Source organism: Carnobacterium sp. 1290_CSPC (genome assembly GCF_001053265.1).
Taxonomy (GTDB): domain Bacteria; phylum Bacillota; class Bacilli; order Lactobacillales; family Aerococcaceae; genus Aerococcus; species Aerococcus urinaeequi.
The window spans coordinates 1-26221 of the sequence record NZ_JVVG01000004.1; the positions used below are offsets into that span (position 1 = coordinate 1).

22 protein-coding genes and 1 pseudogene are annotated in these 26221 nt (G+C 39.1%); 12 read left to right on the top strand and 11 right to left on the bottom strand.

Annotated elements, in window-relative coordinates:
- Nucleotides 1-225 precede the first annotated feature (225 nt).
- Genes liaF through AC973_RS00285 form a run of 3 tightly spaced genes read left to right on the top strand, consistent with a single transcriptional unit; the run spans nt 226 to nt 2667 of the window.
- Entirely contained in the window at nt 226-984 is a 759-nt protein-coding gene (liaF, locus tag AC973_RS00275) for a cell wall-active antibiotics response protein LiaF (protein WP_082148201.1), read from the top strand.
- Nucleotides 981-2042, top strand: a complete 1062-nt coding sequence (locus AC973_RS00280) for a sensor histidine kinase (protein ID WP_048725718.1) — start codon at nt 981-983, stop codon at nt 2040-2042. The genes liaF and AC973_RS00280 overlap by 4 nt, the downstream gene beginning before the upstream one ends.
- Nucleotides 2035-2667, top strand: a complete 633-nt coding sequence (locus AC973_RS00285; protein ID WP_048725721.1) for a response regulator — start codon at nt 2035-2037, stop codon at nt 2665-2667. Before AC973_RS00280 ends, AC973_RS00285 begins: the two co-directional genes overlap by 8 nt.
- Before the next feature lie 89 nt (nt 2668-2756).
- Here AC973_RS00285 and rnjA read toward each other — a convergent pair whose 3' ends face one another.
- Both rnjA and AC973_RS00295 read right to left on the bottom strand, forming a co-directional pair.
- Nucleotides 2757-4430, bottom strand: coding sequence for a ribonuclease J1 (rnjA, locus tag AC973_RS00290; protein WP_003142521.1), 1674 nt, complete (start codon nt 4428-4430; stop codon nt 2757-2759).
- Nucleotides 4430-4648 carry a DNA-directed RNA polymerase subunit epsilon gene (locus tag AC973_RS00295; RefSeq protein WP_003142522.1) on the bottom strand — a complete coding sequence of 73 codons (219 nt, stop codon included), beginning with the start codon at nt 4646-4648 and terminating at the stop codon, nt 4430-4432. Before AC973_RS00295 ends, rnjA begins: the two co-directional genes overlap by 1 nt.
- A gap of 176 nt (nt 4649-4824) precedes the next feature.
- Between AC973_RS00295 and AC973_RS00300 the strand changes: the two genes are divergently transcribed.
- Nucleotides 4825-5808 carry an aromatic acid exporter family protein gene (locus AC973_RS00300; protein WP_048725728.1) on the top strand — a complete coding sequence of 328 codons (984 nt, stop codon included), beginning with the start codon at nt 4825-4827 and terminating at the stop codon, nt 5806-5808.
- 80 nt (nt 5809-5888) lie between these two features.
- Here AC973_RS00300 and trhA read toward each other — a convergent pair whose 3' ends face one another.
- The gene (trhA, locus tag AC973_RS00305; RefSeq protein ID WP_048725731.1) at nt 5889-6560 is read right to left on the bottom strand and encodes a PAQR family membrane homeostasis protein TrhA; all 672 of its coding nucleotides are present in this window, start codon (nt 6558-6560) and stop codon (nt 5889-5891) included.
- Nucleotides 6561-6709: 149 nt separating this feature from the next.
- Between trhA and AC973_RS00310 the strand changes: the two genes are divergently transcribed.
- From AC973_RS00310 to AC973_RS00320, 3 genes are all read left to right on the top strand, one after another.
- On the top strand, nt 6710-7996 hold the full coding sequence (locus AC973_RS00310) for a GTPase (RefSeq protein ID WP_048725733.1): 1287 nt from the start codon (nt 6710-6712) through the stop codon (nt 7994-7996).
- Between the two features lie 117 nt (nt 7997-8113).
- Nucleotides 8114-8689 (top strand): DUF1836 domain-containing protein, encoded by a 576-nt coding sequence (locus AC973_RS00315; protein WP_048725735.1) that lies wholly within the window; start codon nt 8114-8116, stop codon nt 8687-8689.
- 23 nt (nt 8690-8712) lie between these two features.
- Nucleotides 8713-9588: a DegV family protein gene (locus AC973_RS00320; RefSeq protein WP_048725738.1), complete on the top strand. Its 876-nt coding sequence runs from the start codon at nt 8713-8715 to the stop codon at nt 9586-9588.
- Between the two features lie 129 nt (nt 9589-9717).
- On the opposite strand, the gene AC973_RS00325 is transcribed toward AC973_RS00320, so the two are convergent.
- The 3 genes from AC973_RS00325 to AC973_RS00335 all read right to left on the bottom strand — a co-directional run bounded on the left by AC973_RS00325 (nt 9718) and on the right by AC973_RS00335 (nt 12135).
- Entirely contained in the window at nt 9718-11310 is a 1593-nt protein-coding gene (locus tag AC973_RS00325; RefSeq protein ID WP_048725741.1) for an ABC1 kinase family protein, read from the bottom strand.
- A gap of 106 nt (nt 11311-11416) precedes the next feature.
- On the bottom strand, nt 11417-11740 hold the full coding sequence (locus tag AC973_RS00330; protein ID WP_048725746.1) for a hypothetical protein: 324 nt from the start codon (nt 11738-11740) through the stop codon (nt 11417-11419).
- A gap of 98 nt (nt 11741-11838) precedes the next feature.
- Nucleotides 11839-12135: a HesB/YadR/YfhF family protein gene (locus tag AC973_RS00335; RefSeq protein ID WP_048725749.1), complete on the bottom strand. Its 297-nt coding sequence runs from the start codon at nt 12133-12135 to the stop codon at nt 11839-11841.
- A gap of 194 nt (nt 12136-12329) precedes the next feature.
- On the opposite strand from AC973_RS00335, the gene AC973_RS00340 reads away from it, so the two are divergent.
- The 5 genes from AC973_RS00340 to AC973_RS00360 all read left to right on the top strand — a co-directional run bounded on the left by AC973_RS00340 (nt 12330) and on the right by AC973_RS00360 (nt 16781).
- On the top strand, nt 12330-12995 hold the full coding sequence (locus AC973_RS00340) for an ABC transporter ATP-binding protein (RefSeq protein ID WP_065419834.1): 666 nt from the start codon (nt 12330-12332) through the stop codon (nt 12993-12995).
- A complete protein-coding gene (locus AC973_RS00345; RefSeq protein WP_048725756.1) occupies nt 12988-13758 on the top strand; it encodes an ABC transporter permease in 771 nt (256 codons plus the stop codon). Before AC973_RS00340 ends, AC973_RS00345 begins: the two co-directional genes overlap by 8 nt.
- Before the next feature lie 136 nt (nt 13759-13894).
- Complete coding sequence (locus AC973_RS00350) at nt 13895-14656, top strand: acyl-[acyl-carrier-protein] thioesterase (RefSeq protein ID WP_225968891.1); 762 nt, start codon at nt 13895-13897, stop codon at nt 14654-14656.
- A 20-nt stretch (nt 14657-14676) separates the two neighbouring features.
- Nucleotides 14677-15612: a type I pantothenate kinase gene (coaA, locus tag AC973_RS00355; RefSeq protein WP_016897526.1), complete on the top strand. Its 936-nt coding sequence runs from the start codon at nt 14677-14679 to the stop codon at nt 15610-15612.
- Between the two features lie 14 nt (nt 15613-15626).
- Nucleotides 15627-16781 (top strand): AI-2E family transporter, encoded by a 1155-nt coding sequence (locus tag AC973_RS00360; protein WP_048725768.1) that lies wholly within the window; start codon nt 15627-15629, stop codon nt 16779-16781.
- Nucleotides 16782-16991: 210 nt separating this feature from the next.
- Here the strand turns inward: AC973_RS00360 and AC973_RS00365 are convergent, their stop codons facing one another.
- The 5 genes and pseudogenes from AC973_RS00365 to AC973_RS00385 all read right to left on the bottom strand — a co-directional run bounded on the left by AC973_RS00365 (nt 16992) and on the right by AC973_RS00385 (nt 26206).
- Nucleotides 16992-18821, bottom strand: coding sequence for an ABC transporter ATP-binding protein (locus AC973_RS00365; protein WP_082148202.1), 1830 nt, complete (start codon nt 18819-18821; stop codon nt 16992-16994).
- Entirely contained in the window at nt 18814-20553 is a 1740-nt protein-coding gene (locus AC973_RS00370) for an ABC transporter ATP-binding protein (protein WP_048725772.1), read from the bottom strand. The genes AC973_RS00365 and AC973_RS00370 overlap by 8 nt, the downstream gene beginning before the upstream one ends.
- Before the next feature lie 131 nt (nt 20554-20684).
- Nucleotides 20685-22316 (bottom strand): ABC-F family ATP-binding cassette domain-containing protein, encoded by a 1632-nt coding sequence (locus AC973_RS00375; RefSeq protein WP_016897522.1) that lies wholly within the window; start codon nt 22314-22316, stop codon nt 20685-20687.
- Between the two features lie 137 nt (nt 22317-22453).
- A pseudogene (locus tag AC973_RS00380) lies at nt 22454-24610 on the bottom strand (RNA degradosome polyphosphate kinase); the annotation flags it as partial.
- Between the two features lie 42 nt (nt 24611-24652).
- A complete protein-coding gene (locus AC973_RS00385) occupies nt 24653-26206 on the bottom strand; it encodes a Ppx/GppA family phosphatase (protein WP_048725780.1) in 1554 nt (517 codons plus the stop codon).
- Nucleotides 26207-26221: the final 15 nt, after the last annotated feature.

Here is a 26221-nt window from a genome sequence, read left to right on the forward strand (position 1 = left end):
CAAAAATAGTGCCGATGAGACTCAATTGAATCTCACCAACACTATTTATTATAGAACCGACATATTCCTACCATTCGCGTGGTTGGGGTATGTCTTTTTTGCTATAAATGAAAATCTTTAAGGCTTAGGACCAATGTAAAAGTGATTCAGTTCTCATAAAATGGTCATATATAGTAAAATGTAGAAGTGGTATGATTAGAGTATAAAAATAGGATGGAGGGCAATATGAGAAATCTATGGATGATTTTAACTTGTTTTGCCGGATTGATTGTTTTTACAGGTTTATTGGTTAGACCAGAAAATTTGATTTCCATTGTTGTCGGTTGCGGACTTTTAGCCGTATCTAACCGGGTAAAAATAAAAATGAATACAAAGAAACAGCAACAAAGTTGGCTGAACTTGATACTAGTTGCCATTGGTTGTTTTCTAATTTTTATTGGGATTGTGACCTTGCCTTATGTTTCAAGTATTTTATTGGCGCTAATGATTGTTGGTTTGGTTTATTATGCGATTGTGAAAGATAAATCTGATAACGTAAAACATGACCTAACCTTGCGACAAACAAAAATTGTGGATGCAGAAGATGGTATTTTTAAGGATCAAGAAAAGGAAGCCTTCTTAGAATTTGACCATTTATTTAATATTGGTCCTTACAAGGAAGAAGTATATGCCTGGGAAGATGTTGAGATGTACCATCTCTATGCCAATACCTTTATTGATTTCGGGTCAACGATTGTGCCAATAGGGACCAATGTGGTCGTGATTAATCAATTGGTTGGGCAAACCAAACTTGTGGTGCCTGAAGGGGTGGGTCTTGAACTACACGCCAATGGTTTTCGGACCGAAGTAAATTGGAACGGGGAAAAAGTGGCCCTAAACAATGAGCGTAAAACCTTTGAAAGTGCGTCTTATCAGCAAAGTAACCGGAAAATTTACCTACAAATTTCTCAAGGTTGGGGAACAGTTGAGGTGGTCTTCTTATGAGAGGACGTCGGTTTTTAACAATATTTATCGTTTTATGGTTGTCACTTTTGACGGTATCTCTTGGAACTTATATCTTTTTGATTTTGGCACCTAATACCATGGATGTCGACGGGTCATATCTTGAATTTGCCCGTTTAATCCTACCATTTATGTATTTATTGGTCATTGATATAGTCATCTCATTGATTGCAACATTTATCTTGTATTTCTTTTTATACAAGGACGAAAATAAATTAACGGCTAAGCTAACTGCCTTGGCTGCCAGAAAATATGATTCACCCATTTTTCAAGAGACAGAAATGGGCGTTTATGCTGGCCAGCAAATAGGTGAGAAAATTGAACGGTTGCGGGCCATGTTACAGAACATGGAAATGACCTTGCAGGCAAAAACGGTGGCGGATGAAGCGAACTCAGAGATGAACAGAAACGAACTAGTCAAAGAGGAACGACAACGGATTGCGCGTGAATTGCATGATTCAGTCAGCCAGCAATTGTTTGCCATGACCATGATTTTGTCAGCTATCCAAGAGCAGGCGGACAATATGGACCCTGTCAACCGGCAATTGATCGGTAAGGTGGCGGCTATGGTGGACCAGGCGCAAGCTGAAATGCGTTCCTTACTACTCCATCTACGGCCAATTTCCTTGACCAATCAAAGTTTGGCAGAGGGAATTGAACAGCTCTTTAGGGAGTTAGAAACGAAGGTTAAGATTAATTTTGAAGCCACTGTGACGGACGTTCAATTGCTGCCCGAAGTGGAGAACCACCTATTCCGAATTGTGCAGGAATTATTATCCAATTCCCTGCGACATGCTAATGCACAAATTATCGAATGCCATCTGTATGAGAAAGACCGAAATATTTATCTGCGATTTTCAGATGATGGCGTGGGCTTTGATACCGACAAAGAATTACTGCAGAACGGTGGGTACGGCTTGAAAAATATCCAAGAGCGCGTGGCCCAGCTAGGTGGTTCAGTCAACATTATTTCATTTGAAAACCAGGGCACATTGATCCAAATCGTAATACCAAGAAAAATGGAGGGCATATATGATTAAAGTATTGTTAGTAGATGACCATGAAATGGTCAGATTAGGCGTTTCTACCTACCTATCTACCCAATCAGACCTAGAGATAGTAGGGGAAGCTAAGGACGGATTAGAGGGTAAGAAAATGGCCTTATCACTGCAACCAGATATCATTTTAATGGATTTAGTCATGGATAATATGGACGGGATCCAAGCAACACAAGAAATATTAGCTGACTGGCCAAAAGCCAATATTTTAATTGTCACTTCTTTTATCGATGATGAAAAGGTATATCCAGCCATGCAAGCTGGGGCTAAGGGCTACATTTTAAAAACATCTTCTGCAAACGAAATTGCGTCAGCAATTCGCCGGACCTATGCAGGGGAATCAGTCATTGCACCAACAGTCAATGAAAAGCTGATTGCCCATCAAGTAGAAGCTAACCGCCATCACCTACATGATGATTTAACTACTCGTGAACGGGAAGTCTTGCAGTTGATTGCTGCTGGTAAATCCAACCAGGAAATTGCCGATGACTTATTTATCACCTTAAAAACGGTAAAAACCCATGTATCGAATATATTATCTAAATTAGGGGTCGAAGACCGGACACAAGCAACGATTTATGCCTTCCAAAATCAATTAGTTAAATAGTCGTTTTATTGCAAAAGGAAAAACCTGCGATGCAAGCTAGTTCAGCTTTACATCGCAGGTTTATTTTTGTTTATTAGTAATCGTTGTGATTAGACAGGCATTACGACTGCCATAATCATTGGATTACGTTTTGTACGTTTATACAAGAATGGTTGTAAGGCATTTTGCATAGCGTCACGTAAGATTTTTTCATTTACTTTCTTACCTGAATTTAGATGACCGATAACAGTAGTACGGATTACTTTTTGTGCATCTTGGATTAAACCAACAGATTCACGCATGTAAATGAAACCACGAGAAACGATATCAGGACCAGCGAGTAATTCATTCTTAGTAAAGTCAACAGATACAACTGCTAGGACTAAACCATCTTCAGAAAGGTTATGACGGTCACGTAAGACAATATTGCCGATATCCCCGATACCCTTACCATCTACGTAGACCGCTTCACCTGGGAAGCTACCTGCGCGACGCGCTGAGTCTTGCGTTAAGGCTAAGACTTCACCGTTTTGCATGATAAAGATGTTTTCGTGTGGAATACCAACTAATTCAGCTTGTTCAGCCTGAATAGATAGCATACGGTATTCACCGTGGACTGGCATAAAGTACTTCGGTTTCATTAATGACAGCATTAGTTTTTGCTCTTGCTGACCACCGTGCCCTGAAGTATGGACATTGTTGACCTTACCGTGGATAACTTCTGCACCTGCAGCAAGTAATTGGTTAATTACATGGTTTACAGATAGGGTGTTACCTGGAATTGGACTAGATGAGAAGATCACAGTATCATCAGGTTGGATTGATATTTGACGGTGGGTACCGTTTGCAATCCGAGATAGGGCAGCCATTGGCTCACCTTGAGAACCTGTACACATGATTAAGATTTCGTTTGCTGGGTATTGGTTGATTTCGTTACTTTGGATGAAGGCATCTTCACCCACGTTGAAATAGCCGAGTTCGATAGCGTTTCGAATGGCAGCTTCCATAGATCGACCAAAGACAGCTATTTTTCTACCTTGGGCTACAGCCACATCGATGGCTTGGGATAGACGGGAAATATTTGAAGCGAAAGATGCGAAGATAATTCGACCTTCAATATTTGACATGATATCCGCTAATGATTCACCAACGACACGTTCTGATTGGGTAAAACCTGGAATCTCAGCGTTTGTTGAGTCACCAAGTAACAATAGAACGCCTTCTTCACCGATTTTTGCCATTTTATGGATATCAGCAGGTTTACCTACTGGGGTAAAGTCGAACTTGTAGTCACCGGTAAATACCACGTTTCCTGGTGGAGTCTTTACAACAATCCCCATTGCGTCAGGAATAGAGTGGGTAGTACGGTAGAAAGAAACGGATGTCTTTCTAAACTTGATGACAGAATCTTCATCAATAATATGTAATTCTGCATCACGTAATAATCCGTGTTCTTCTAATTTATTCTTGATTAGAGCCATGGCCAATTTGCCAGCATAAATCGGAATGTTAATTTGTTTCAGTAAGAAAGGAATCCCCCCAATATGGTCTTCGTGACCGTGGGTGATGAATAAACCTTTCACTTTTTGTTCGTTTTGAATTAGGTATTGGTAGTTAGCGATAACGTAATCAATACCTAACAAATCGTCTTCTGGGAATTTAACCCCAGCGTCTAATAATAAAATTTCGTCTTGAAATTGGACTCCATAAGAGTTTTTACCGATTTCGTCTAATCCCCCGAAAGCGAAAACGCCAACTTCATTATTTTTTATATCAACTTTCATTAATTAGAAAGCTCCACAACTTTAAAGTCTGGATTTTGTTGTTCGTATTCTAAATGCGCACCTTCAAGTGGTTGGATAAACTCGACTAGATAGGGGGTTTCATTCTCTAGGTGGGCACGAACCTCACGTTTAGTTTCAGCTTGGACATACATAGTGTGTGTTGATTCACGACGTGGTACTTCAGTCAATGAATCTTGATAAGTTACTTTAAAAATCATTTTTTGCTCCTTTTATAAATTTATTAAAAATGTGATCTTACTCGCTAACACTATTCTACCATATTTCATTATCTTTGCGCACATTTTTAGAAATTTGTTGATTTGGTATGTTTTCATAAATTGACTTTCAGATAATATGCTAAAATATCTTTGAATGAAGTTAAAGGAGCGATCAAATGCGAGTAGCGATTAAGAGTGCAAAATATGCAGTGGCCACATTTATTGCCATATTTTTGGCTCAGTGGTTAGGTCTAGATTATGCGGTATCAGCAGGGGTTATTGCCATCCTATCCCTAGCAGAAACCAGTAAGAAAACTGTGCAATACATCGGCAACTTGACCCTTACCATGATTTTGAGTTTGTTAATTGCCACCATATTATTCAATCTTTATGGTTATGAAATTTGGGTATTTTCACTTTATCTATTAATTACCTATCCTGTTTCTGTCTACCTAAAGAGCGATAACGCCATTGCGCCCTGTGCGGTATTTATTTCCCATTTGTTGCTTGAACAAGCGTCAGATTTTAATTGGTGGGTCAACGAAATGCTTCTACTTGTGATTGGTGTTGGGATTGCAGTAATTGTCAATTTGTATCAGACATCAGCCAGTGGCGAGATGGACAAGTTGAAAGGGGAAATTGAAGGGGAAATGCAGATCATTTTAAACCATTTAGCTGACAAAATGGATACCCCTGACCACCCGGGTCACCTCTTATATGAACATATCGACCAGGCTTACGAGTTGGCGAAACATGGAGAATTCCTGGCATTGAAGGAGGCTGAAAATAATATCACGGGTGATGTGCAAAATTACTATCTAAATTATTTTTCAATGCGGTCTTCCCAATTGATTATTCTCTATGATATCAACAATTCTTTGGATAATATTTATGAATCAACCGATCAGACTTATGACTTGAGTGGCTTTTTCCGTCACGTTAGTCAACAATTATCGGAATCAAATACAGCAGCTAAACTTCGTAATGAATTAAATCAATTAAAAACACGGTTTAGACAGCAACCCTTACCGCAAACTCGAAATGAATTTGAAACCCGGTCTATGCTCTTTGATATTTTATTAGACTGCGAGAAATTCTTGAATCTGAAATACGAGTTTTATAAATCTGGGCAGCGTTTAAAATATCTCCAAAGCAAATAAAAGATACCAAGCAAAGGCGAGTAGCAGGACTACTAAACTATGCTTGGTATCTTATTTTTCATATTAAAAGCATTTCATTCCTATACATATAATAAGACGGCGAAGTACATCGCGATTGAACCACCGAGTACAAATAAGTGCCAAATGACATGCCAGAATTTCAAGTTATCATGGGCGTAGAAGATAGTGCCGACTGTATAAGTTACCCCGCCGGCGATTAGCCAAGCGATACCACCAGAACCGATGGCTGTGGCCATCTGCGGGATAGCGATAACCCCGAACCAGCCCATCAAAATATATAAAAGGGTAGAAAATTTCTTCATCTTATTTAGGAAGAGGATTTTACCGATAATTCCAAATAGGGCGATGGCCCATTGTGCAATGAAGATAAACCAGCCAAAGACACCACCGATAGCGACTAGGGCAAAGGGTGTGTATGATCCAGCAATTAAAATAAAAATCGATGAATGGTCGATAATTTTTAGGATACCCGCAGCTTTGGTAAATGAAAAGCTGTGGTATAAGGTTGAAGCCAAGTAAAGGGCACACATAGAGATGCCGTACACCACGTATGAAAAAATTTCGATACTATTTTGGTTTTCAACACCTTTAAGGATTAGGAAAACGGTGGCAACAATTGAAAGGACAAACCCAATGCCATGTGTCACTGAATTCAGGATCTCATTCGTGATATAATAAGCTTTCGTATAAGGTAATTTGATTTTTTCTTGACTACGTGAATTAGCAGACATTATTTTCCTCCTTTAGTAGGATGCGTTTTTTACACATGTAGTATAGCATATTCTATTAGGTAATTATGGAAATTCGATGCAATTAATACTAATTTAAAATTTATCTGATAAAATATATATAAGCAGAAAAACAGTTGAGGTGAGCGGAAATGGCGAGAAAAATGGATTGGTCTCTTGCTGAAGAATTAACCAAGAAAACGCAAGAAGAAATTGAAAAAATCGAAAAAGTACATATTCTAGTAGTAGGTAAAACGGGTGTTGGGAAATCGACTTTAATCAACAATATTTTCCGGGAGAGATTAGCGGAAACAGGGATTGGGCAACCCATCACCAAACATTTGCATAAAATCGAAAAAGAAGGTGTGCCAATGGTCCTTTATGATACAAGAGGGTTGGAGCTGGATGCAGAAACCCAAAACCAAGTGACGAGTGAAATCGACCAAACGCTAGAAGGCATGGCCAAAATGCAACAACATATGCACGTGGCATATTATTGTATCAATGCATCTTCATCGCGGATTGAAGATATGGAGATTCGTTTGATTGAATATTTAGCTAATAAGATGCCGGTTATCTTAGTGCTGACTCAATCTATCGGGGATCAAGCCTTGAAATTTGAACAATACCTAGTCAATCAAAATCTATCCGTCCAAGCAATTATTCGGTTAATGGCCCAGGATTATAAGATTACTGACGAATTTACCATTCCTGCCTTCGGTCTAAAAGAGCTTGTTGAAAGAACAATTGGCTTATTGCCACATCAGGTCCACACAGCTTTTAACAATGCCCAACAGATTGATATTGAACGGAAGAGCCGAGCAGCGCGACGTTGGGCGCGTAGATATACTGTCACTACCTTTGGTGTTGGATTCACCCCCATCCCTTTTTCCGATGCAACCGTCCTAGTGCCCATGCAAATAGGTATGATGGCCCATATTACAGCTATATTTGGCATTTCCATGGACCGAGCGACTGCCTTAGGCATCTTAGGGGCTATTGGTGGAACAGGATCAGCAACCTATTTAGGACGACTAATCGTTTCGAACGTGGTGAAATTTATCCCAGGTATCGGGTCTGTGGCAGGTGGGATGATTTCAGGAACAACTGCCTCAATCATTACCACAGCCCTAGCCATGTCCTACATCGAAGTCCTGACTTTCATCGCCACAGCAGAAGCTAAAGGTGAAGAGGTCAGTCCACGAACAGTCCGTAAATTGATGAAAGATTTATACGGACAAAGGCTGCAACGCGGGCAAAATGACCCCGATTTCCAAGCTGCTATGGCGGAAATCGAAGCGAAAAAGGGTCAAGATGCTGAGGGGACCAAAGGAAAGGACACTAGCCAAGGCGTTTCTCTAGATGATGAAGTAGAAGAAGGTGGTCAAAAGACGCGTATTAACTGGCCAAAATGGTCATTTAGAAACCGAAAGCGCTAGTGGTTTTCCTTTATTTTTCGAATACGAAATAAAATAGCTCGTTTTAAAAACTATTGTTCATAGTGATGATAACTTTGTGGTATAATATAATCATAATGAAATAGTGGGTGAGTATAAGTGGAAAAACAATTAGAATTTGAAAACTGGGTCAAAAGTTTAGACGACGTCAACATGCCAAGATGGGAAGAAATTACAGATATTCCTTTATACATGGACCAACTCATTGCAGTTGTAACCCAGTATTTAGAACCATTCCAAATTTTTTCTTCAGATAAGAAACCTGTGACATCTTCAATGGTCAATAACTATGTTAAACTAGGATTAATTCCAAAGCCCATCAAGAGGCATTACAATAAACGTCATATCGCGTATTTAATCGTCATTACCTTATTTAAAGAAGTCATTTCAATTCAAGACATCCGTCGTGTATTGATCTTTCTAGCGCAGTCACAAGGCAATTCAAACGCCTACAATCAATTCTGTGCCTTATTAGAAATTACCATCAAACGAAAAGGGCATGTATATTTAAATGTAGCCGTGGATGACGAAATTGAAACAGACTATTCAGATCCAGAGGATTTTGATAAGTATATTATCTATTTGGCTTGCGAAACAATCACTAATTTATTGTTTGCGAAAAAATTTATTTCCTTTGTAGATCAAGATACCACAGAGATAGAAACAGAAGCATAACCCTTATAGTCGGAGGTAGTCAATTGGAAAAAATAGGTTTTATTGTGGACTCTGGTTCAGATGTTCCAAAAGAGTTTGTCGACAAATTTGAAATCGAAGTATTACCTTTAAATGTAGCCTTTAAAGATGGCGATTACTTGGATGGGGTAACCATTCAACCACAAGAAGTATTTGAGCGTATGGCATCGGAAATCCCGAAAACATCCCTACCAAGTGGTGAATTGATTTCTCAAGCCTTTGAAAACTTAATAGAAAAAGGCTGTACGCATATTATCGCCATTACCATTTCATCAAATCTTTCTGGTACTAACAACTCAGTTCGTTTAATTGCGGAAGATTTTCCTCAAGTGGAGTTTTTCCTTTTAGATACGAAAAACATTGGTATCGGTTCAGGTCTATTCATGATCGCTGCAACAAAATACTTCGAAATGAAGAATGACTTTAAAATGATTACCAAGAAATTACAGGATTCAGTTGAAAAAGGTCATGTATTTTTCCATATCCCTAACTTAAAATATCTAATTGCTGGTGGTCGAATTGGCCGGGTGACTGGTGCAGTAGGTACCTTGTTAAATATTCAACCAATTATCACTTGTGATGAAGAGGGAATTTATACAACAATCGCTAAAATCCGCGCTTCAAAAACCATTAATGAAGCCAAAACCATTAAAAAGATGGTTGATTTAGTGAAGGGCGTTGTTCCTGAAAGCCAAGAATTTTTATTGGCTACTTGTGGCGGTAATCCGGCTGCTAGAGTGACATCAGCCAAGCTTTTGGAAGGACTTAAAGACGCTTTACCGGAATTTGAGGAAGCCTACGATGTCCAACTGGGATCAGCTTTAGCGGTACATACGGGACCTGAATTAACAGGTTGTGCGATCTTACCTTTGTATAAATAAAATATGAGGAGTGCCTATTTTATAGAATAAGCCAAGCTAAATAAAGAAACAGGCGGTGTTCCGGACGAAATCTCATCTGGCATACCGCCTATTTTTGTGGCTATTTCAATCGTGGCAAATTCAGGGTCGCTATTTCCTTCGGGCCCGCAGCATGGATATTAGTAGGATTAACCCGATAAGCGCTGTGATGACGAAAAAGAAAATACCCAGCAATTCTGCATAATAGGTTTGTGCTGAGGTAATGATCAAAGTGGAAGCCAAGATAAGGGCGGATAGAATTACTCCAAAAATAATGCGGTTAATCATTGAGTTAATGTCCCGTATCCGGTCATCCACATTTTCAAAGGTTAGTCGTACATTCAAACGACCGTTATTGATGTTGTCCACTAAATTTTCTATCTTAGTTGGCATTCTTCTAGTGGTATTCAAGGTCCTAAAGGCTTCTCGTGCAACAGCATTCGGGTCCAAGAATTTCTCCCAGGGAATGGTGCCGCTAGACAAGAAGAAAGATTGAAAGATCGCCATAAAATCTAGATGTGGGTCTAAACTTTGGGCAACGCCTTGAACCATGGCAATGGTTTTCTCCAGTAAAATATATTCAGATGGGAAAATCAGCCCGTGTTTATGACCAAATTTTAGTAGGTCCTGGAAGATATCGTCAATTTCCAAGGCTTCCATCCCGGTGGTTAGATAGCGGTTAAACAAGGTTTCAATGTCCCGGTATAAAACGACCTTGTCGACAGTTTTATTCTGTTTACAGATTTGCAGCAAGACATTGACTAAACCATCGATATCTTTACTGACTAAGGAAGTCAATATTTGAACCAGTAGCTGTTTTTGGCCGGGGGAAATTTTCCCCATCGCCCCAAAGTCAATAAAGACAATTTTCCCATCTTTAATCAGGATATTGCCGGCATGGGGGTCAGCGTGATAAAAGCCATCGTCAAATACCTGGTATAAATAGGACAAGACGAATTTGCTTGCTAAATCATTGAGGTCATAACCTTCTTCTTTTAAGGCAAAATGGCGTCCGATTGAAATACCATCAATATATTCTTGAATCAACACTTGTCTGGTCGACAGACTTAAATAAGGGATCGGGTTCAAAATGGTTGTCCGCTGTCTGTGATTTTCTGCAAACAGCAACATATTATGTGCTTCATTGAGGAAATCAATCTCTTCTAAAATCTGAATCTTAATGTCTTTTAAAATTTCTACCGGGTTGATAATGACATCAATAAAAATCGATGGGATGGCTTCAACAACCCGAATAAAAATATTTAAATCGCGAATCAATTGGTCTTCAATTTCAGGTCGCTGGACCTTTACTACTACCTGCTCACCAGATTTCATCTGGGCCCGATGGACTTGGGCAATTGAAGCTGAAGCCATAGGTTTCTTGGTGATGGTGGCAAAATCATCCTCAATATGCCGGCCTACAGACTCAAAATACTCTTGTTGAATAATGTCATAGGGGATGGGCAGGGTATCTTCTTGCAACTTCTCTAATTCCACTAAATATTCTGTCGACAAGAGGTCACTTCTAGTCGATAAAATTTGCCCAATCTTAATAAAACTAGGGCCTAATTCTTCAAAAGCTTGTTTTAGGGCTCTAGGTCGATCGTCTTCTTCATTCTTTTTCAGTCGATATCGTATTTCACCAAATCCGTAACGTCCTAATATGGAGACGATTTCACGGAAACGACTACCATCTCTTTGCATGTTATCACCGTCAATTCAAAGCAATTCCTATTAAAAAACTGTATATGGCAGATGAGGCTGGGACAAAAATGCCTCAGCCTCAACTTATCGTTATATGATCTAAAAATTATTGAATGACGTCTTCTATGGCATCTTCATCCGCAGATTCGGTGTTCATACCTTTTAATGATTGGACTTCTTGAGTTAAATTTTCGACTTGTGTTTGTAGTGCTAAGATGCGTTCAGATAAAGTTTGGTCTAAAGGATCTGAAGCGTTTGAACCTTTTGCATGGCCCTTAGCTACCCGTTGAATATCTTCACTTAATGACTTGCCTTCAGCTACAGAAATTTGTCCTTTTTCAATGAGACTTTTTAACACTTCATCGGCTTTCTCATAAGTTAGTCGTGTACCACCTACTGCTGCTAGAAATAAATTTTTAATCGGATTCATGTAGAAACACTCCTTTTTCTGCTTTAGGGTCATGTGCTTAGATATGATAGGTGTATGAATATTTGTCATTTACCACTTATATAGTATAAGAAAATCGTTTATTGTTCAATAAAACGGTAAATGAAATTTTCTTCTTCGGGAGAAAAGTCGACTTCAAAGTCGTAGCCATTGAAGAACCAATCATCATTTTCCGTAATATAGTATTGGATACCGTCAATTGTTTCATCAATTAAGAGGGCACCATCTGGCGATTCTACGGATAAGCCAACTGAAAATCCTTCATGGACAGCTGTTTTACCGTAAACGCGGCTATGAAATCCGACTTGGCTTCCCGAGGACAATCCCATGTCATTTTTGAAGTATGCTTGTGCTGCTGGTGTTATCGTTAGTTTCATCTAAAGTCGCCTCCATTAATCTTGAAACCTAATACTGTCATTATAACGCATTGTTTCTTGAAAGCAATTTTTGTTGCTTTGAAGGAGATATCAGCATTTTTTTAGATGATTAAAAGATTAACCGTGGAATCGTAGCACACTACTTATGAAACTATGATAGAATGTTCATGCAAGCCAAAGGGAGGATTATCAACATGCAAGCTATCGTAAAATTTAATCAAGTGACCTTTCAACCAGGCGACACAGCCCTCTTAAAAGACATTTCTTTTTCTATATATGCAAATGAAATGATCCGTGTCGAAGGACCGTCTGGAAGCGGAAAAAGTACCTTGCTGCGTTTAATTGCAGCCCTTATTCCGAGAAATTCAGGTGAAATTAACTACTTAGACCAACCACTAGAAGAAGTAGCTTATCAAACATACCGGCAAAATATTTCATATGTGGCCCAAAATCCACTATTATTCGGCGAAACCATCCGTGATAATTTTGAATTGGTTTATGAAGCCCACGATAAAGACTTTGATGAAAATCTTGTATTGTCTTATATGAAGGCTTTCGGTTTAAGCCATATTGCACTCGACAAATCGATTCGTAAAATTTCTGGCGGGGAAAAACAGCGGATTGGTTTAATCAGACACCTGCTTTTTCCACCTAAAGTCCTCTTATTAGATGAAATTACTTCATCATTAGATGAGGACAATCGCGAATTGGTATGGCAGATTTTACTGGACTATAAAGAAAAACACGGAGTCACCATCCTATGGATTAGCCATATTCAAGATGGGTCTCTCCAACCAAACCGGGTCTTCCATATTGCCAACCAAGAAATGATAATTGAGGAGCGTGGTCTAAATGACTAATGCATTAACAACAACCCCAACAACGTTAGCTTTTTCATTTATTCTAGTGATTATCGCGGTCTTGATTTCTTATAAAGAGAAATTGGGGCTTGAAAAGGATATTTTATGGGCAATGCTTCGAATGGTCGTTCAATTGGTCATCATCGGTTACGTGCTAACATACATTTTCCAGATCGATTCAATTATCGTAACGGCCATCATTATGATTTTTATGATTGTAAACGCGGCTTATAATGCAGCAAAACGAGCCAATAAGATTCCCAATGCCTTCAAAATTTCTTTAATTTCTATTATTGGGGGGGTAGTGACGTCAATCCTCGTTTTAGTGGCTTCAGGCTCTATTCAATTCGTACCAGCTCAAATCATCCCAATCACAGGGATGTTAGTGGGAAATGCCATGTCAGTTATCGGATTGGCTTTCAGAAATTTGAATAACGAATTCGCCAAATCACAACAAGAAGTCAATGAACAGTTGGCCCTAGGTGCCTCTATTAAATTAGCTTCTACAGGTATTGTCAGAGAAGCGATTAGAGGGGCACTGCAACCTACTATTGATACAGCGAGAACTGTCGGTTTGGTCTTGTTGCCAGGTATGATGACCGGGATGATGCTAGCAGGTGCGGTACCCTTGAGTGCAATTATGTATCAGATTTTGATTTATTTTATGATGATTGCGACTTCTGCAATCACATCCATGATCGCCGTATACTTAGCTTATAAGCATTTCTACAGTAGTTATGGGCAATTACAAATCCCTTCATAAGCGTGTGGGTCAAGGAAGCCTGGTGAAGGCTTTTTTGCTATCTAAAAGTATCAAATATCCGTATAATGAGTAATATATTATTAAGACGATAGTCCATTGAATGATCAACATTCGACACTATCAAGGAGGTAAAAGAATGGGTTTATTATATCAAGAATCAGTCAAAGTGCGTCACTACCATTGTAATGCATTAGGGGAGATGACACTTCCTGCTATCTTGGATATCATGTTGATTGCATCCAATAATCAAGAAGCGACGATTCCAGAAGCGAAAGAAGGTTTCCGCCAAGAGGGTTGGGCTTGGATCATCACACAAAATCAAATAGACATCAATCGTTTACCACGTTACAACGAGGATATCATTGCAGAAACCGAGGCAACAACTTACAACAAGTTTTTCAGCAAGCGTCATTACGCCTTGAAAACAAGTGACGGTCTAGTTTTGGCCCAAGCAGAGACAACATTCGCCTTAATCGACTTGAATCAACGGTCAATCGTCCGAATTCCAGAAATCGTTGCTGAATGGTATCAAGTTGAAAAAGAAGAAAGACCAAGTCGCCGTAAACGATTAAGTAAAGAAGTAGCACATGAATCAAAAGTTGACCGCTTTGAAGTAAAGTTCTTAGATATCGATCTCAATAACCACGTAAACAACACTATCTACTTAAGGTGGATTACCAATTCACTAGGCATGGAATGGTTTGAAAAATATACACCAACCACCTTCACCATTGCCTATGAAAAGGAAATGTACTTGCATCAAGAAGGTGCCGTGCATTCTGACTTATCGACATTATCTGAAGGCCTGAAATCGGATGGTACTTTCAACACGCAGCATGTCATCGATAGTGAAGATAACGCCCACTGTTTAGCAGAAATCACATGGCAGGTAAAATAACCGGCTAGTTTGGAGTAAGTATGCAAGTAAATAGAGACTATTATATTATTGAACGAATGGAATGGAATCAATACTTAAAAGACTTAAAGGAAGAATTTGAGATCAAGCTGACCAATGAACAATTGGACCGGCTAACATCTTTAAATGATTCCCTATCTTTGAAAGATGCAAACGAAGTATACAAACCTTTAACCCAGTTGATTGCCATTTACCGTGAAAACTATAAGAACCTTGAAAGAAAGCGGGCCAATTTCTTCGGCATCACTGGAGAAATACCGCCCTTTATTATTGGCATTGCCGGTGGGGTAGCAGTTGGTAAAAGTACAACAGCTCGATTGCTGAAACTCTTTTTAGCGCAAGCCTATCCTGATTTAAACGTCGAATTAGTGACTACAGACGGGTTCTTATACCCAAATGCAGTACTTGAAGAAAAAGGGTTAATGGACCGGAAAGGGTTCCCAGAATCTTATAATATGGAGGCCTTGGAAACTTTCTTAACAGATGTGAAAAGCAATAAAAGTGAAATCTATTATCCAAAGTATTCCCACTCCGTTTATGATATTGTAGAGGACGAGGAGAATGTATTGCGTAACCCTCAAATTCTAATAGTTGAAGGGATTAATGTCCTACAAACATCAGAGAATAATACGGTTTATATGAGTGACTTCTGGGATCTGTCCGTCTACGTCGATGCAGATGAAAAGCAGATCGAGGAATGGTTCTACCAACGATTCAACCTCTTAGTTGACCATGCCGTTGACCACCCGGATGACTTCTACTATCAATTTACCCAAGTGCCCCATGAAAAGGCCATGGAGAGAGCAGAGCATACTTGGAATAATATCAACCTGATTAACTTGCAGGAGTATATCTTACCAACACGCAATAGAGCCAATATTGTCATACATAAAGAAAAAGACCACTATATCAATGAGTTGTGGATCAAGAAATATTAGAAAGAAGGCGGATAGTGAAGAAGAAGTTTACTTGGCGAAGAATCGTCAGTTTGTTATTTGTAGTGATTGTCGGTTATTGGGCAATCAATAATTTCGGGTCAATCAAAGGGATATTTGATTCAATTATTGCTGTCACATTACCATTCATACTAGGTGCAGCTTTGGCCTTTATCCTGAATTTACCTTTGAAATTTTTTGAAAGGCATATGACTAAGCTAGTTGGGAAATATTACACTTGGTACAGGATCGTGGGGATTTTATTTGGTTACCTGATCATCGCTGGGGTGATTGCCTTTATTATCTTCCTAGTAGTACCGGATTTACAGGAAACATTAGGATCATTTATTAGCCAAGTACCATCGGAAATCAATTTGCTCTATAACAAAATTAATCAGTATATTGTAGATAATCCGCAAATACTAGAAACTGTTAACCAATTGGATGTGGACACCAATCAATTGAGAGACCAATTATTCTCAATCGTCCAATCCTTTACATCAGGTATTTTGGATACTACATTTAGTCTTGTTGGTAACCTTGTGAACGGCATCTTTAATGCATTTGTAGCCATTATCTTTGGTACGTCAATCCTATTTAAAAAGGAAACCTTAACCAGACAATTTAAAAAGATTATTTACGGTACTATGCCTAAGCACTGGGCCAACTTTACCGTCAACTTAGGCGCTGAAGCCAATCAAACCTTTGGCCAATATGTGTCTGGACAGGTAACTGAAGCCGTTATTTTACTGGTACTCGTCTTTATCGGAATGACCATTTTCAACTTCCCGTTCACCTTATCGATCTCGGTCCTAACTGGTGCAATGGCTTTGGTCCCTATCTACGGGGCCATCATGGGTGGGGTTGTCGGCTTCTTCCTAATCGCTGTTGTTGATGTTGTCCAAGCTATTTGGTTTATCATTTTCATTATTGTAGTCCAGCAAGTGGAAGGGAATATCATATACCCACGAGTTGTCGGTGGGTCAGTCGGTCTACCAGGCATTTGGGTTTTATTCTCAGTAACCGTTTCAGGTGCCTTCTTCGGCCTAGCCGGAATGTTACTATCAGTGCCGATTTTTGCCCTATGCTACAAACTGGCATCCGCAACCATCAATTACAATTTAGACCAAGACAATATCAAAGTAACCACAGAAACCAATAATCTTAAATAGGATCAAGTGAATAGTGATTTTGGCAAAAGGGCGATAACCAATTTGTTATCGCCCTTTTTTGGTGGCTGCTGGTAATTCTTTTCCCAAATTCGTCTTAGAAAGGTCATATCAAAATGGTTTTCTTGTACACAAAAAATAGTGTTGGTGGAAATGATTGTGCATTTTCCACCAACACTATTTTCTTTTGCACGATTGTATGCGTATCGTTTATTAAGAATATCCCATTGAAACGTCCATTGGTGTTTCTTCTGAGAATTGACTATTGTATAAATCAGCGTAGAAGCCGTCTGCTGCCATTAATTCATCATGGGTACCATGTTCAGTGATATTCCCTTGTTGCATAACTAGAATCAAGTCAGCGTCACGAATCGTTGATAAACGGTGGGCAATTACGAAGCTCGTTCTGCCTTCCATAATTTTATTCATAGCCTCTTGAATCAATTTTTCAAGACGTGTATCTACTGATGAGGTAGCTTCATCCAAGATTAAGATATCTGGATCCGCAATCACGGCACGAGCGATGGTCATCAATTGTTTTTGTCCTAATGAAATATTGTTGGCTTCTTCATTGATTTCCATTTCATAACCGCCAGGTAGGGTGTTGATGAAATGGTCAACGTTGGCAACTTCTGCTGCTTCTTGGACTTCATAGTCATTAGCATCTAACTTACCGAAACGAATATTTTCTAAGACAGTATCAGTGTATAACCAAGCATCTTGTAATACCATACCAAAGTGCTTGCGTAATTCTCCGCGTGTCATTGATTTAGTAGGTACACCATCAATTTTAATCGCACCATCATCCACGTCATAGAAACGCATCAACAAGTTGATTAAAGTCGTTTTACCTGCACCAGTTGGTCCTACAATGGCCACTGTTTGACCAGGCTCAACTTTGAATGAGATATCTTGCATCAAGGGTTTCTCTGGGTCATAACCGAAACGTACGTGGTCGAATTCAACAGCACCAGTAACTTTCGCTGGTAGGTGTCCGGTAACTTCTTCTTGGATTTCATTTTCCTCGTCTAAGAAATCAAAGACACGGTGGGCGGCAGCTAGGGCTGATTGTAAGACACCAGATAGTTGGGTCAACATTTGAATCGGTTGGGTAATTTGCATCACATATTGGACCAAGGCTTGTAGATTACCAACTGTCAACTTCCCAGCAAGGGTATATAAACCACCAGCAATCGCAGTGGCCACGTAACCCAAGTTACTTACCGTATTCAGTAACGGCATCATTAGGGACGATAGGAAGCTGGCTCTAAAACCGTAATCCCGCAATTGTTGGTTTCGGCGTTCGAATTCTGCCACCGATTCCTCTTGACGACTATAAACCTTGATTTCAGTGAAACCTGACAATTGTTCTTGCGTATAACCAAATAAGTTCCCCAAGGCATTCGCTTGATTTTGGAAGGCTGATTGCGATTGGTTAATAATCAGCTTAGCAAAAAGGAATGACAATGGAATTGTGGTCACAATAATTAAGGCGAGGTGCCATTGAATAATGAACATGGAAATAACCGCAAAGGAAATCCCAAGAATCGCATTCACGAACTGGATAAAGGACTGTTGCAAAGCATTGGTAATTGAATCAATATCATTGGTCATTCGGGATAAGACATCACCCGTTGGATGGCTGTCAAAATAAGAAACAGGCATGTTGTTGGCTTTCTTAGCCACATCGTTACGAAGGTCGTAAATAGCATTTTGTACCACGTTTGTTAGCCAATACTGACCTAAGTATTGACCCGACCAGAAGAAGCAACCACGGATAAAGTAAAGTAGGGCAATGTAACCAACGTAATCATAGTTGATACCTGCACCAGGTACTTGGTTCATCAAATCCACTACATTACTGGTTAATTCAGTGATAGCTAAACCAAGTACGATAGGTTCTAAAACACCGGCAATATTCATCCAAACAGTGGCAAACATGGCCAAGAAGAATTGGCCTTTATAGGGTTTGATATACCGCCATAGGTTGCCTAAGATTTCCTTAGTTGGAATTTCTCGTTTTTCAATTTCTGTATTAGCCACGATTTAATTCCTCCTCACTTAATTGAGATGATGCAATTTCATAGTAAAGTTCAGACGTTTTAAGCAATTCTTTATGAGTACCGCGCGCTGCCACTTCACCCTCATCTAGGACGATGATTTGATCAGCATGGATAATGGAACTTACACGTTGGGCAACGATGATAGTTGTTGCATTCTGTGTTTCGTCTTTTAAGGCTTGGCGAACAGCAGCATCAGTCTTGTAGTCTAGTGCTGAAAACGAGTCATCAAAGATGTAAATTTCTCGGTCCGCGATAATGGAACGGGCAATAGACAAACGTTGTTTTTGTCCACCAGATAGGTTGGCCCCACCTTCATCTAAATGAGTCGCATATTTGGTCTCCAAACGGTTAATAAATTCAGAAGCCTGCGCCACGTTAGTCGCTCGGTCCAGGTCCATATCATCCGCATTGAATTTACCATAACGTAAGTTTTCCGCGATATCCCCAGTAAATAGTAGGGCTTTTTGCGGTGTATACCCAATTTTTGATCGTAAAGCATTCAATTCATAGTTTCGAACGTCAATCCCGTCAATTAAAATCTGACCCTTACTCACGTCGTAGAAACGTGGGATTAACTTAACAATCGTTGATTTACCAGATCCAGTTGACCCAATAAAAGCCACCGTTTCACCAGGATTTGTTTTAAAGGAAATGTTCCGTAGAACGGGCTTAGAGGCATCTGGATAAGCAAAGTCAACGTCACGGAATTCTAGGGTACCAAATTCATCAGATTCAGTAATAGCCACTTGTGGATCAGGTGAAGCAACTGTAATTGGCATATCCATCACTTCTTGTAATCGACCAGCTGAAACCGCCGCACGTGGGTACATCATAAAAATGTTGGCAAACATTAATAATGAGAATAATGCGTGGAAAACGTACTCGATAAAGGCAACCATGATACCGACTTGCATAGAACCAGTCTCAATCAAGCCAGCCCCAAACCAAAGGATCGCAATAATCACGGTATTCAATAATAGAGAGAATAGGGCCGGTGTAACCGCGATGGTTTTGAATAATTTACCAGATTGTTTCTTGTAAGATTGGTTAACGTCTTTAAACCGGCCTTCTTGGAAGTTCTCATTATTGAAGGCACGGATTACACGTAAACCAGTAATGTTTTCCCGTAGAATCCGGTTGATATTATCTAAACTTGCCTGTTGTTTTTCGGAAATCGGCAAAGTGTATTTGGCAATAAAAATCACAGATAAGATGATAATAATAGAAACGGGAATCACGTAGATTCCTAATGCTGGTGAAATGGAGAAGATCATAATGATCGAGAAAATTAGCATCATAGGCGATACTAGGCCTTGTTTTAAAGTCATCTCCATAAATTGTAAAATCACAAATGCATCGGTTGAAATACGGGTCGTTAAAGATGCCACACCCAACTCTTGAAACTCATGGTGAGATAGGTTTTGCATTTTTTTGTAGGCGTCATTTCGGATGTTCATGACCATGTCATTGACGATATTAGAAACCGTATAAGCGGTAATCGTCCGTGAAACGAGGGATAGTACCACTAATCCCATCATTATCCATGTATAGCGCCATAATAAAGGGATATTCTGGGTAATAATGGCATTATCAATCATTTGCGCTAATAGGGTAGGTAAGCCAATCATTACTGCTGCGGTCCCAAAGGTGGCAATGAATGTGATCAGCAATTTACCAGGGTATTTTTTAACGTATTTCCAGATAAAATTCAAATGTTTTCCTCCTTAAACTTATTTTGCCTAGTAGTCATTGAAAAATATAAAACATAAATTATCGCCAAAGTGAATAAAAGGCAGACCGAAATCGGTCTGCTTTTATCAGTTTGTGTTTTAACAACACTATTTTATTCAGCGTATAATTTTTGGATGCGGTCTTGCACATCTTTATTGTCTAAAAATTCTTCGTAAGTAGTATCCATACGGTCAACCACACCATTTGGTGTTACATGGATGATACGGTTAGCGATTGTTTGGATAAACTCACGGTCATGAGAAGTAAATAATTCGACTTCTTTAAATTTGATTAAGCCCTCATTCAGACTAGAAATAGATTCCAAGTCCAAGTGATTTGTAGGATCATCCATAACCAATACATTGGCTTTAGATAACATCATCTTAGATAACATACAACGAACACGTTCCCCACCTGATAATACATCTAGGTTTTTATTTACTTCGTCACCAGAGAATAACATACGACCTAAGAATGAACGTAAGAATGTGTTATCTTCTTCCTCTGGACCATTGGCGAATTGACGTAACCAATCAAGGATACTTTGTTGGCTATTTTCAAATTCATCTGAGTTATCTCGTGCCAGGTAAGTTTGACTTGTAGTGACACCCCATTTGTATGAACCTGAGTCTGGTTCCATATTCCCTGTGATGATTTCCATTAAAGCAGTAGTTGAGATATCGTTACGAGATACAAAAGCTACTTTATCTTTTGGACGGATAATGAATGATACATTATCTAATACTTTCACGCCATCAATTGTTTTAGAAAGGTTTTCTACTGTTAGTACATCATTACCAATTTCACGTTCTGGCTCGAATCCAACAAATGGGTATTTACGGCTTGAAGGACGGATGTCATCCAATTCAATTTTCTCCAATGTTTTCTTACGAGAAGTCGCTTGTTTTGATTTAGATGCGTTGGCAGAGAAGCGGGCGATAAAGTCTTGTAACTCTTTCACTTTCTCTTCTTTTTTCGCATTTGCATCAGCTTGTAATTTAGCAGCTAATTCTGAAGATTGTTTCCAGAAGTCGTAGTTACCAACGTAAAGTTGAATTTTACCGTAGTCTACGTCACAGATGTGGGTACATACCTTGTTTAGGAAGTAACGGTCATGGGAAACAACTAATACAGTGTTCGGGAAGTTGATGATATATTCAGCTAACCATTCGATGGTGTCTGAATCCAAACCGTTTGTCGGCTCATCTAGTAGTAAGACGTCAGGTTCACCGAATAGAGCTTGTGCAAGTAAGACTTTTACTTTTTCTTGCTCAGCTAATTCGCTCATTGTTTGGTAGTGCATGCCTTCGCCAATACCTAAACCACGTAATAATTGTGATGCTTCATTTTCAGCATCCCAACCATTCATTTCAGCAAATTCAGCTTCTAATTCACCAGCGCGAATACCGTCTTCTTCAGAGAAGTCAGCTTTAGCATATAGGGCATCTTTTTCTTCACGAACTGTGTAAAGACGTTTGTTACCCATGATAACAGTGTCTAAAACTGTGTATTCTTCAAAACCAAAGTGATTTTGGCTTAAAACTGATAGGCGTTCGTCGTCACCCATTGATACGTTACCAGTTGTTGGGCTTAATTCGCCAGATAATACTTTTAAGAAGGTAGATTTACCCGCTCCGTTGGCACCGATAATGCCGTAGCAGTTCTCAGGTGTGAATTTTAAGTTTACTTCATCATACAATTTACGACTTGCAAATTGTACACTTACATTATTTACAGTTAACATCTTGATCCTCTTTCTTCCATAAGATTCGTGGCGTAAAACGCCTGACCATACTCATGGTACATGATTAGCACCCTTGAATCAAATACATTTAATCCAAAGGTGCTATTTTTATTGCGACCGATTATTAAAATCCGTCACTATTTTTTATTTAGTCTATTTTGCAAACGTTCAAACCAAGTCATTTTACTGCGCGGGGCAGATGTTCTGGCTTGTTCGCCTTCGTTTAAAGCCTTTTGCATGAAGATTTGTTGTGAGTCTACTGGCGCTAAATCATTTTGTACATATTGGTAGGTACAGTCAGGTAATTTGTAACGCGCTTTGGTATTATCTTCTAAGTATACTTTCAAGATTTCCATGATTTCTTCATGAATATGTTCATCTAAAATAGGGAACTCGATTTCTACACGGCGGATCATGTTACGGGTCATCATATCAGCAGATGATAAGAATAATTTCTCATCACCGTTGTTGTTGAACCAGTAGATACGGCTATGTTCTAAGAAACGGCCAACAACTGAAATGACATTGATATTTTCTGATACGCCAGGAATACCCGGTACTAGACAGCAAATACCACGGATAATCAGATCTACTTTTACCCCAGCTTGACTCGCTTCGTATAATTTTCTGATGACATCTTTTGACGTTAGTGAATTCATTTTGGCAATAATATGACCATTACCATTTGCTTTGTGGGCTTGAATTTCGTCTTCGATATCTTCAATGTAGTTATCTCGAATCGCAAAAGGTGATACGTGCAGGTAGTGGTAGTCTGGTTGGTTAGAGTAACCACTTAGGTAGTTGAAGAAGTCTGTTGCATCTTCCGCGATCCCTTCGTTAGTTGTGATGATCCCCATATCAGTATAGAAACGGGCAGTCTTATCATTGTAGTTACCAGTTCCAAGATGGACGTAACGGTGAACGCGACCATTCTTTTGTTTCACAACCATGGCAATTTTAGAGTGGGTTTTAAGGTGGGTTTTACCATAGATTACATGACAACCAGCTTCTTCTAAGATTTTTGCCCATTGGACATTATTTTCTTCATCGAAACGTGCTTTCAATTCCACTAAAACTGTTACTTGTTTACCACGTTCAGCAGCTGTTTTTAAGGCTGAAATAATTGGTGAATTCGCCGATACTCGGTATAAAGTTTGCTTGATTGCAAGGGTATGCGGGTCATTGGCTGCATCTTGGATAAATTCGACCACTGGTTTGAATGAATCATAAGGGTGGTGTAGGAAGATATCACGTTTTTCAGCTAATTTGAATAAATTAGTGGTTTGTAATTCGCTAGGGTAAACCGGTTTAAATGGTTCATAGCGTAAGTTAGGGAAGTAGTTTTCCAAAACATCGATGGCATCCCCAAGGCCGGTTAAGTCTAGTGGACCGTTAACAAAGTATAGGTCCCGTTCTAATAGACCCAATTCTTCCAGCAGGTATTCAAGGTCAGCATGGATATATTCTTGATCATAATTTTCTTCTTGTTGAATTTCGATACGAACGGCCATACCGTTACGTCGTTCTACTAAGTAGTCTTCAATGACTGTTAATAAATCGTCCGCGCCATCTTCTTGAATGTCTAGATCGGCATTACGGGTCACACGGAACAAGAAGCTGGATTCGATAGTGTAGCCAGTAAATAAGGTTTCAATAAAGTTTGTCACAATATCTTCTAGATTAATGAAGTAGTAGTGACCATTTTCTTCGTAATGGAAGTAACGGTTCACCAATTGTGGAATGGGGACAATTGCTACCTGCTGCTCGCCTTCACGGCTTAAATTCACAAAAATATGAATTAATTTGTTATTTAAGCTTGGAAAAGGACGATAAGCATCAATACCAAGTGGCGTAAGCGTTGGGTAAATTTCATTGAAGAAGAATGTTTTCATTTTCTCTTGGCGACGAGTAGGCGCTTCGTTGAAACGGATAAAGTGGATATTATGTTTTGCCACTTCTTTCTTCAATTCTTGGTATAGGGCATATTGATATTCGTTATTTTCATGGTTCTTATCCGCAATGGCGATTAATTGCTGTTCAGGTGTCCATTGCTTTTTACTATCCAGTTCATTCACATTTAAGTGGAATTGATCTTGTAAACCAGCAACCCGGACCATCATAAATTCATCTAGGTTAGACGTCCCAATACTTAGAAAGCTTAATCGTTCTAATAAAGGGTTTCTGTCATCAGCAGCTTCTTGCAATACACGGTAGTTAAAATTTAACCAAGAGACTTCTCGGTTTTCATAGTAATCAGGATTATCAAGATCGTATTTGATTTGTTCAGTCATTTTTGTATTCTCCTTTTCATTAAGCTACGGAGAGATTAGTAACTGTTATAAAATGGCCCGATATGAATTTGCATTTATAAACTCTAGGGTAATGTCTTTGCCGATTGCACGTTCTACATGTTTCTTTTGGTCCTCAGAACGGTAGACTTCGGATAATAATTCTCCTTGGTAGAAGATACGTAGAATCAGGTTATTACCTTTCATCACGGTATCCATACTTTTCACAATATTGTTATGAGAATCATTTAGACATTCAGCAAACTTGATCAGTCCTCCAATGTGTTGAAGGGTTTCCACTTGTTTATCGTCTAGCATTTCTCCATAGGTTGTTAAATATTGGTCAAATAAAGTTTTATTTTTATATGAAGCTAAAATAGAAAGGGCTAATCTTTCAGGATGCGAGAATCCATTTAAGTTAGAGTTAGAAAGTAAATAGAAGGTATGTTGTGATGCGTTTCCTGGTTCAATCATTTCCCCAAGATTGTACAAATATGCCCCATAATTCATTAACTCTAATTCACGATCATTCAATTTCAAATAGCCATCTTCACTTAAGGCCGCGTGTAACTGGCGAGCAATCACCATCCGTTGCGCTGAATCAGGCATTGAAAATTGGTAAATACTAGATAATCGCTCAACTGTTTCTTGAGCCACTCGATGGATGTCGAAGGCAGACCGGTATTTTTCCTCTAAATATTCATACACAATACCCTCACGCAATCCTTCTTGTGAGAATTTAAATACTGGTGAATCAACGGTTTGAATTAATTCTTGGAAAACGATTGTCGCTGGCACAATAATATCTGCTCGGTTAGAAGACAAACCTTCTAATTTGAGCATCTCTTTCATTGACAAGTCGACAAAAGTATCAAAGACTTGGTCAATTTGCTTTGGCTTCATTGTATATCCATGTAAACCAGCCATACCGTAATTTGACTGCATTTGGTGGACACGGGCAACGTTACGCGCAGAACCACCAATAGCAAAAATCGGTAAGTTTAAGTTTTCAAAGAAGGGTTGTTCAGAAAAGGCTTGGCGGACAAATTTACGTGTTTCCTTGATGCTTTTAGCATCATTGAAGTCTTTCCCGTTAAAGAATTTTTCTTGTAATGATACGGCCCCAAATGGGAAAGAGAAGGCTTCAACCAATTCCTTGTCCTTAAATACTGTGATTTCTGTTGAGCCACCACCGATATCAATGGATACACCGTCAGAATCACTCATAGAGTGAACGACTGCAGAGAATCCGTAGTAAGCTTCCATTTCTTCTGGCACTAGTTCAATGGTTACACCAGTTTTTTTCTTCACTTGATTGATAATGTCATCTTTATTTTTTGATTGTCGGATGGCTGCAGTTGCTTTTGGCAAGATGCGGTCAGCTTTCAATATAGCCGCTTCTTTTGCAAAGGCGCCAATTATCCGGGCTAGGGTATCAATACCTTCTTGTGACATTTCGTGATTATCATTTATATATTGAAAAATCCGTGCGGGAATTTTAATGTTTTGAATTTCTCGCATGGCTAAATTATCTTCGACTTGAAAGACAACAAGGCGAATAGAGTTTGAACCTATATCAATCAAACCAATTCGTTCTTTCATAACTATTGTGTCCTT

Bases quoted from the DNA above. Each gene is read 5' to 3' on its own strand.
- AC973_RS00340 (WP_065419834.1), top strand. From the start codon at position 12,330: ATGCAAGCTATCGTAAAATTTAATCAAGTGACCTTTCAACCAGGCGAC.
- AC973_RS00335 (WP_048725749.1), bottom strand. From the start codon at position 12,135: ATGAAACTAACGATAACACCAGCAGCACAAGCATACTTCAAAAATGAC.
- AC973_RS00295 (WP_003142522.1), bottom strand. From the start codon at position 4,648: ATGATTTTTAAAGTAACTTATCAAGATTCATTGACTGAAGTACCACGT.
- AC973_RS00345 (WP_048725756.1), top strand. From the start codon at position 12,988: ATGACTAATGCATTAACAACAACCCCAACAACGTTAGCTTTTTCATTT.
- AC973_RS00300 (WP_048725728.1), top strand. From the start codon at position 4,825: ATGCGAGTAGCGATTAAGAGTGCAAAATATGCAGTGGCCACATTTATT.
- liaF (WP_082148201.1), top strand. From the start codon at position 226: ATGAGAAATCTATGGATGATTTTAACTTGTTTTGCCGGATTGATTGTT.
- AC973_RS00330 (WP_048725746.1), bottom strand. From the start codon at position 11,740: ATGAATCCGATTAAAAATTTATTTCTAGCAGCAGTAGGTGGTACACGA.
- AC973_RS00310 (WP_048725733.1), top strand. From the start codon at position 6,710: ATGGCGAGAAAAATGGATTGGTCTCTTGCTGAAGAATTAACCAAGAAA.
- rnjA (WP_003142521.1), bottom strand. From the start codon at position 4,430: ATGAAAGTTGATATAAAAAATAATGAAGTTGGCGTTTTCGCTTTCGGG.
- AC973_RS00325 (WP_048725741.1), bottom strand. From the start codon at position 11,310: ATGCAAAGAGATGGTAGTCGTTTCCGTGAAATCGTCTCCATATTAGGA.
- AC973_RS00375 (WP_016897522.1), bottom strand. From the start codon at position 22,316: ATGTTAACTGTAAATAATGTAAGTGTACAATTTGCAAGTCGTAAATTG.
- AC973_RS00285 (WP_048725721.1), top strand. From the start codon at position 2,035: ATGATTAAAGTATTGTTAGTAGATGACCATGAAATGGTCAGATTAGGC.
- coaA (WP_016897526.1), top strand. From the start codon at position 14,677: ATGCAAGTAAATAGAGACTATTATATTATTGAACGAATGGAATGGAAT.
- AC973_RS00385 (WP_048725780.1), bottom strand. From the start codon at position 26,206: ATGAAAGAACGAATTGGTTTGATTGATATAGGTTCAAACTCTATTCGC.
- AC973_RS00350 (WP_225968891.1), top strand. From the start codon at position 13,895: ATGGGTTTATTATATCAAGAATCAGTCAAAGTGCGTCACTACCATTGT.
- AC973_RS00280 (WP_048725718.1), top strand. From the start codon at position 981: ATGAGAGGACGTCGGTTTTTAACAATATTTATCGTTTTATGGTTGTCA.
- trhA (WP_048725731.1), bottom strand. From the start codon at position 6,560: ATGTCTGCTAATTCACGTAGTCAAGAAAAAATCAAATTACCTTATACG.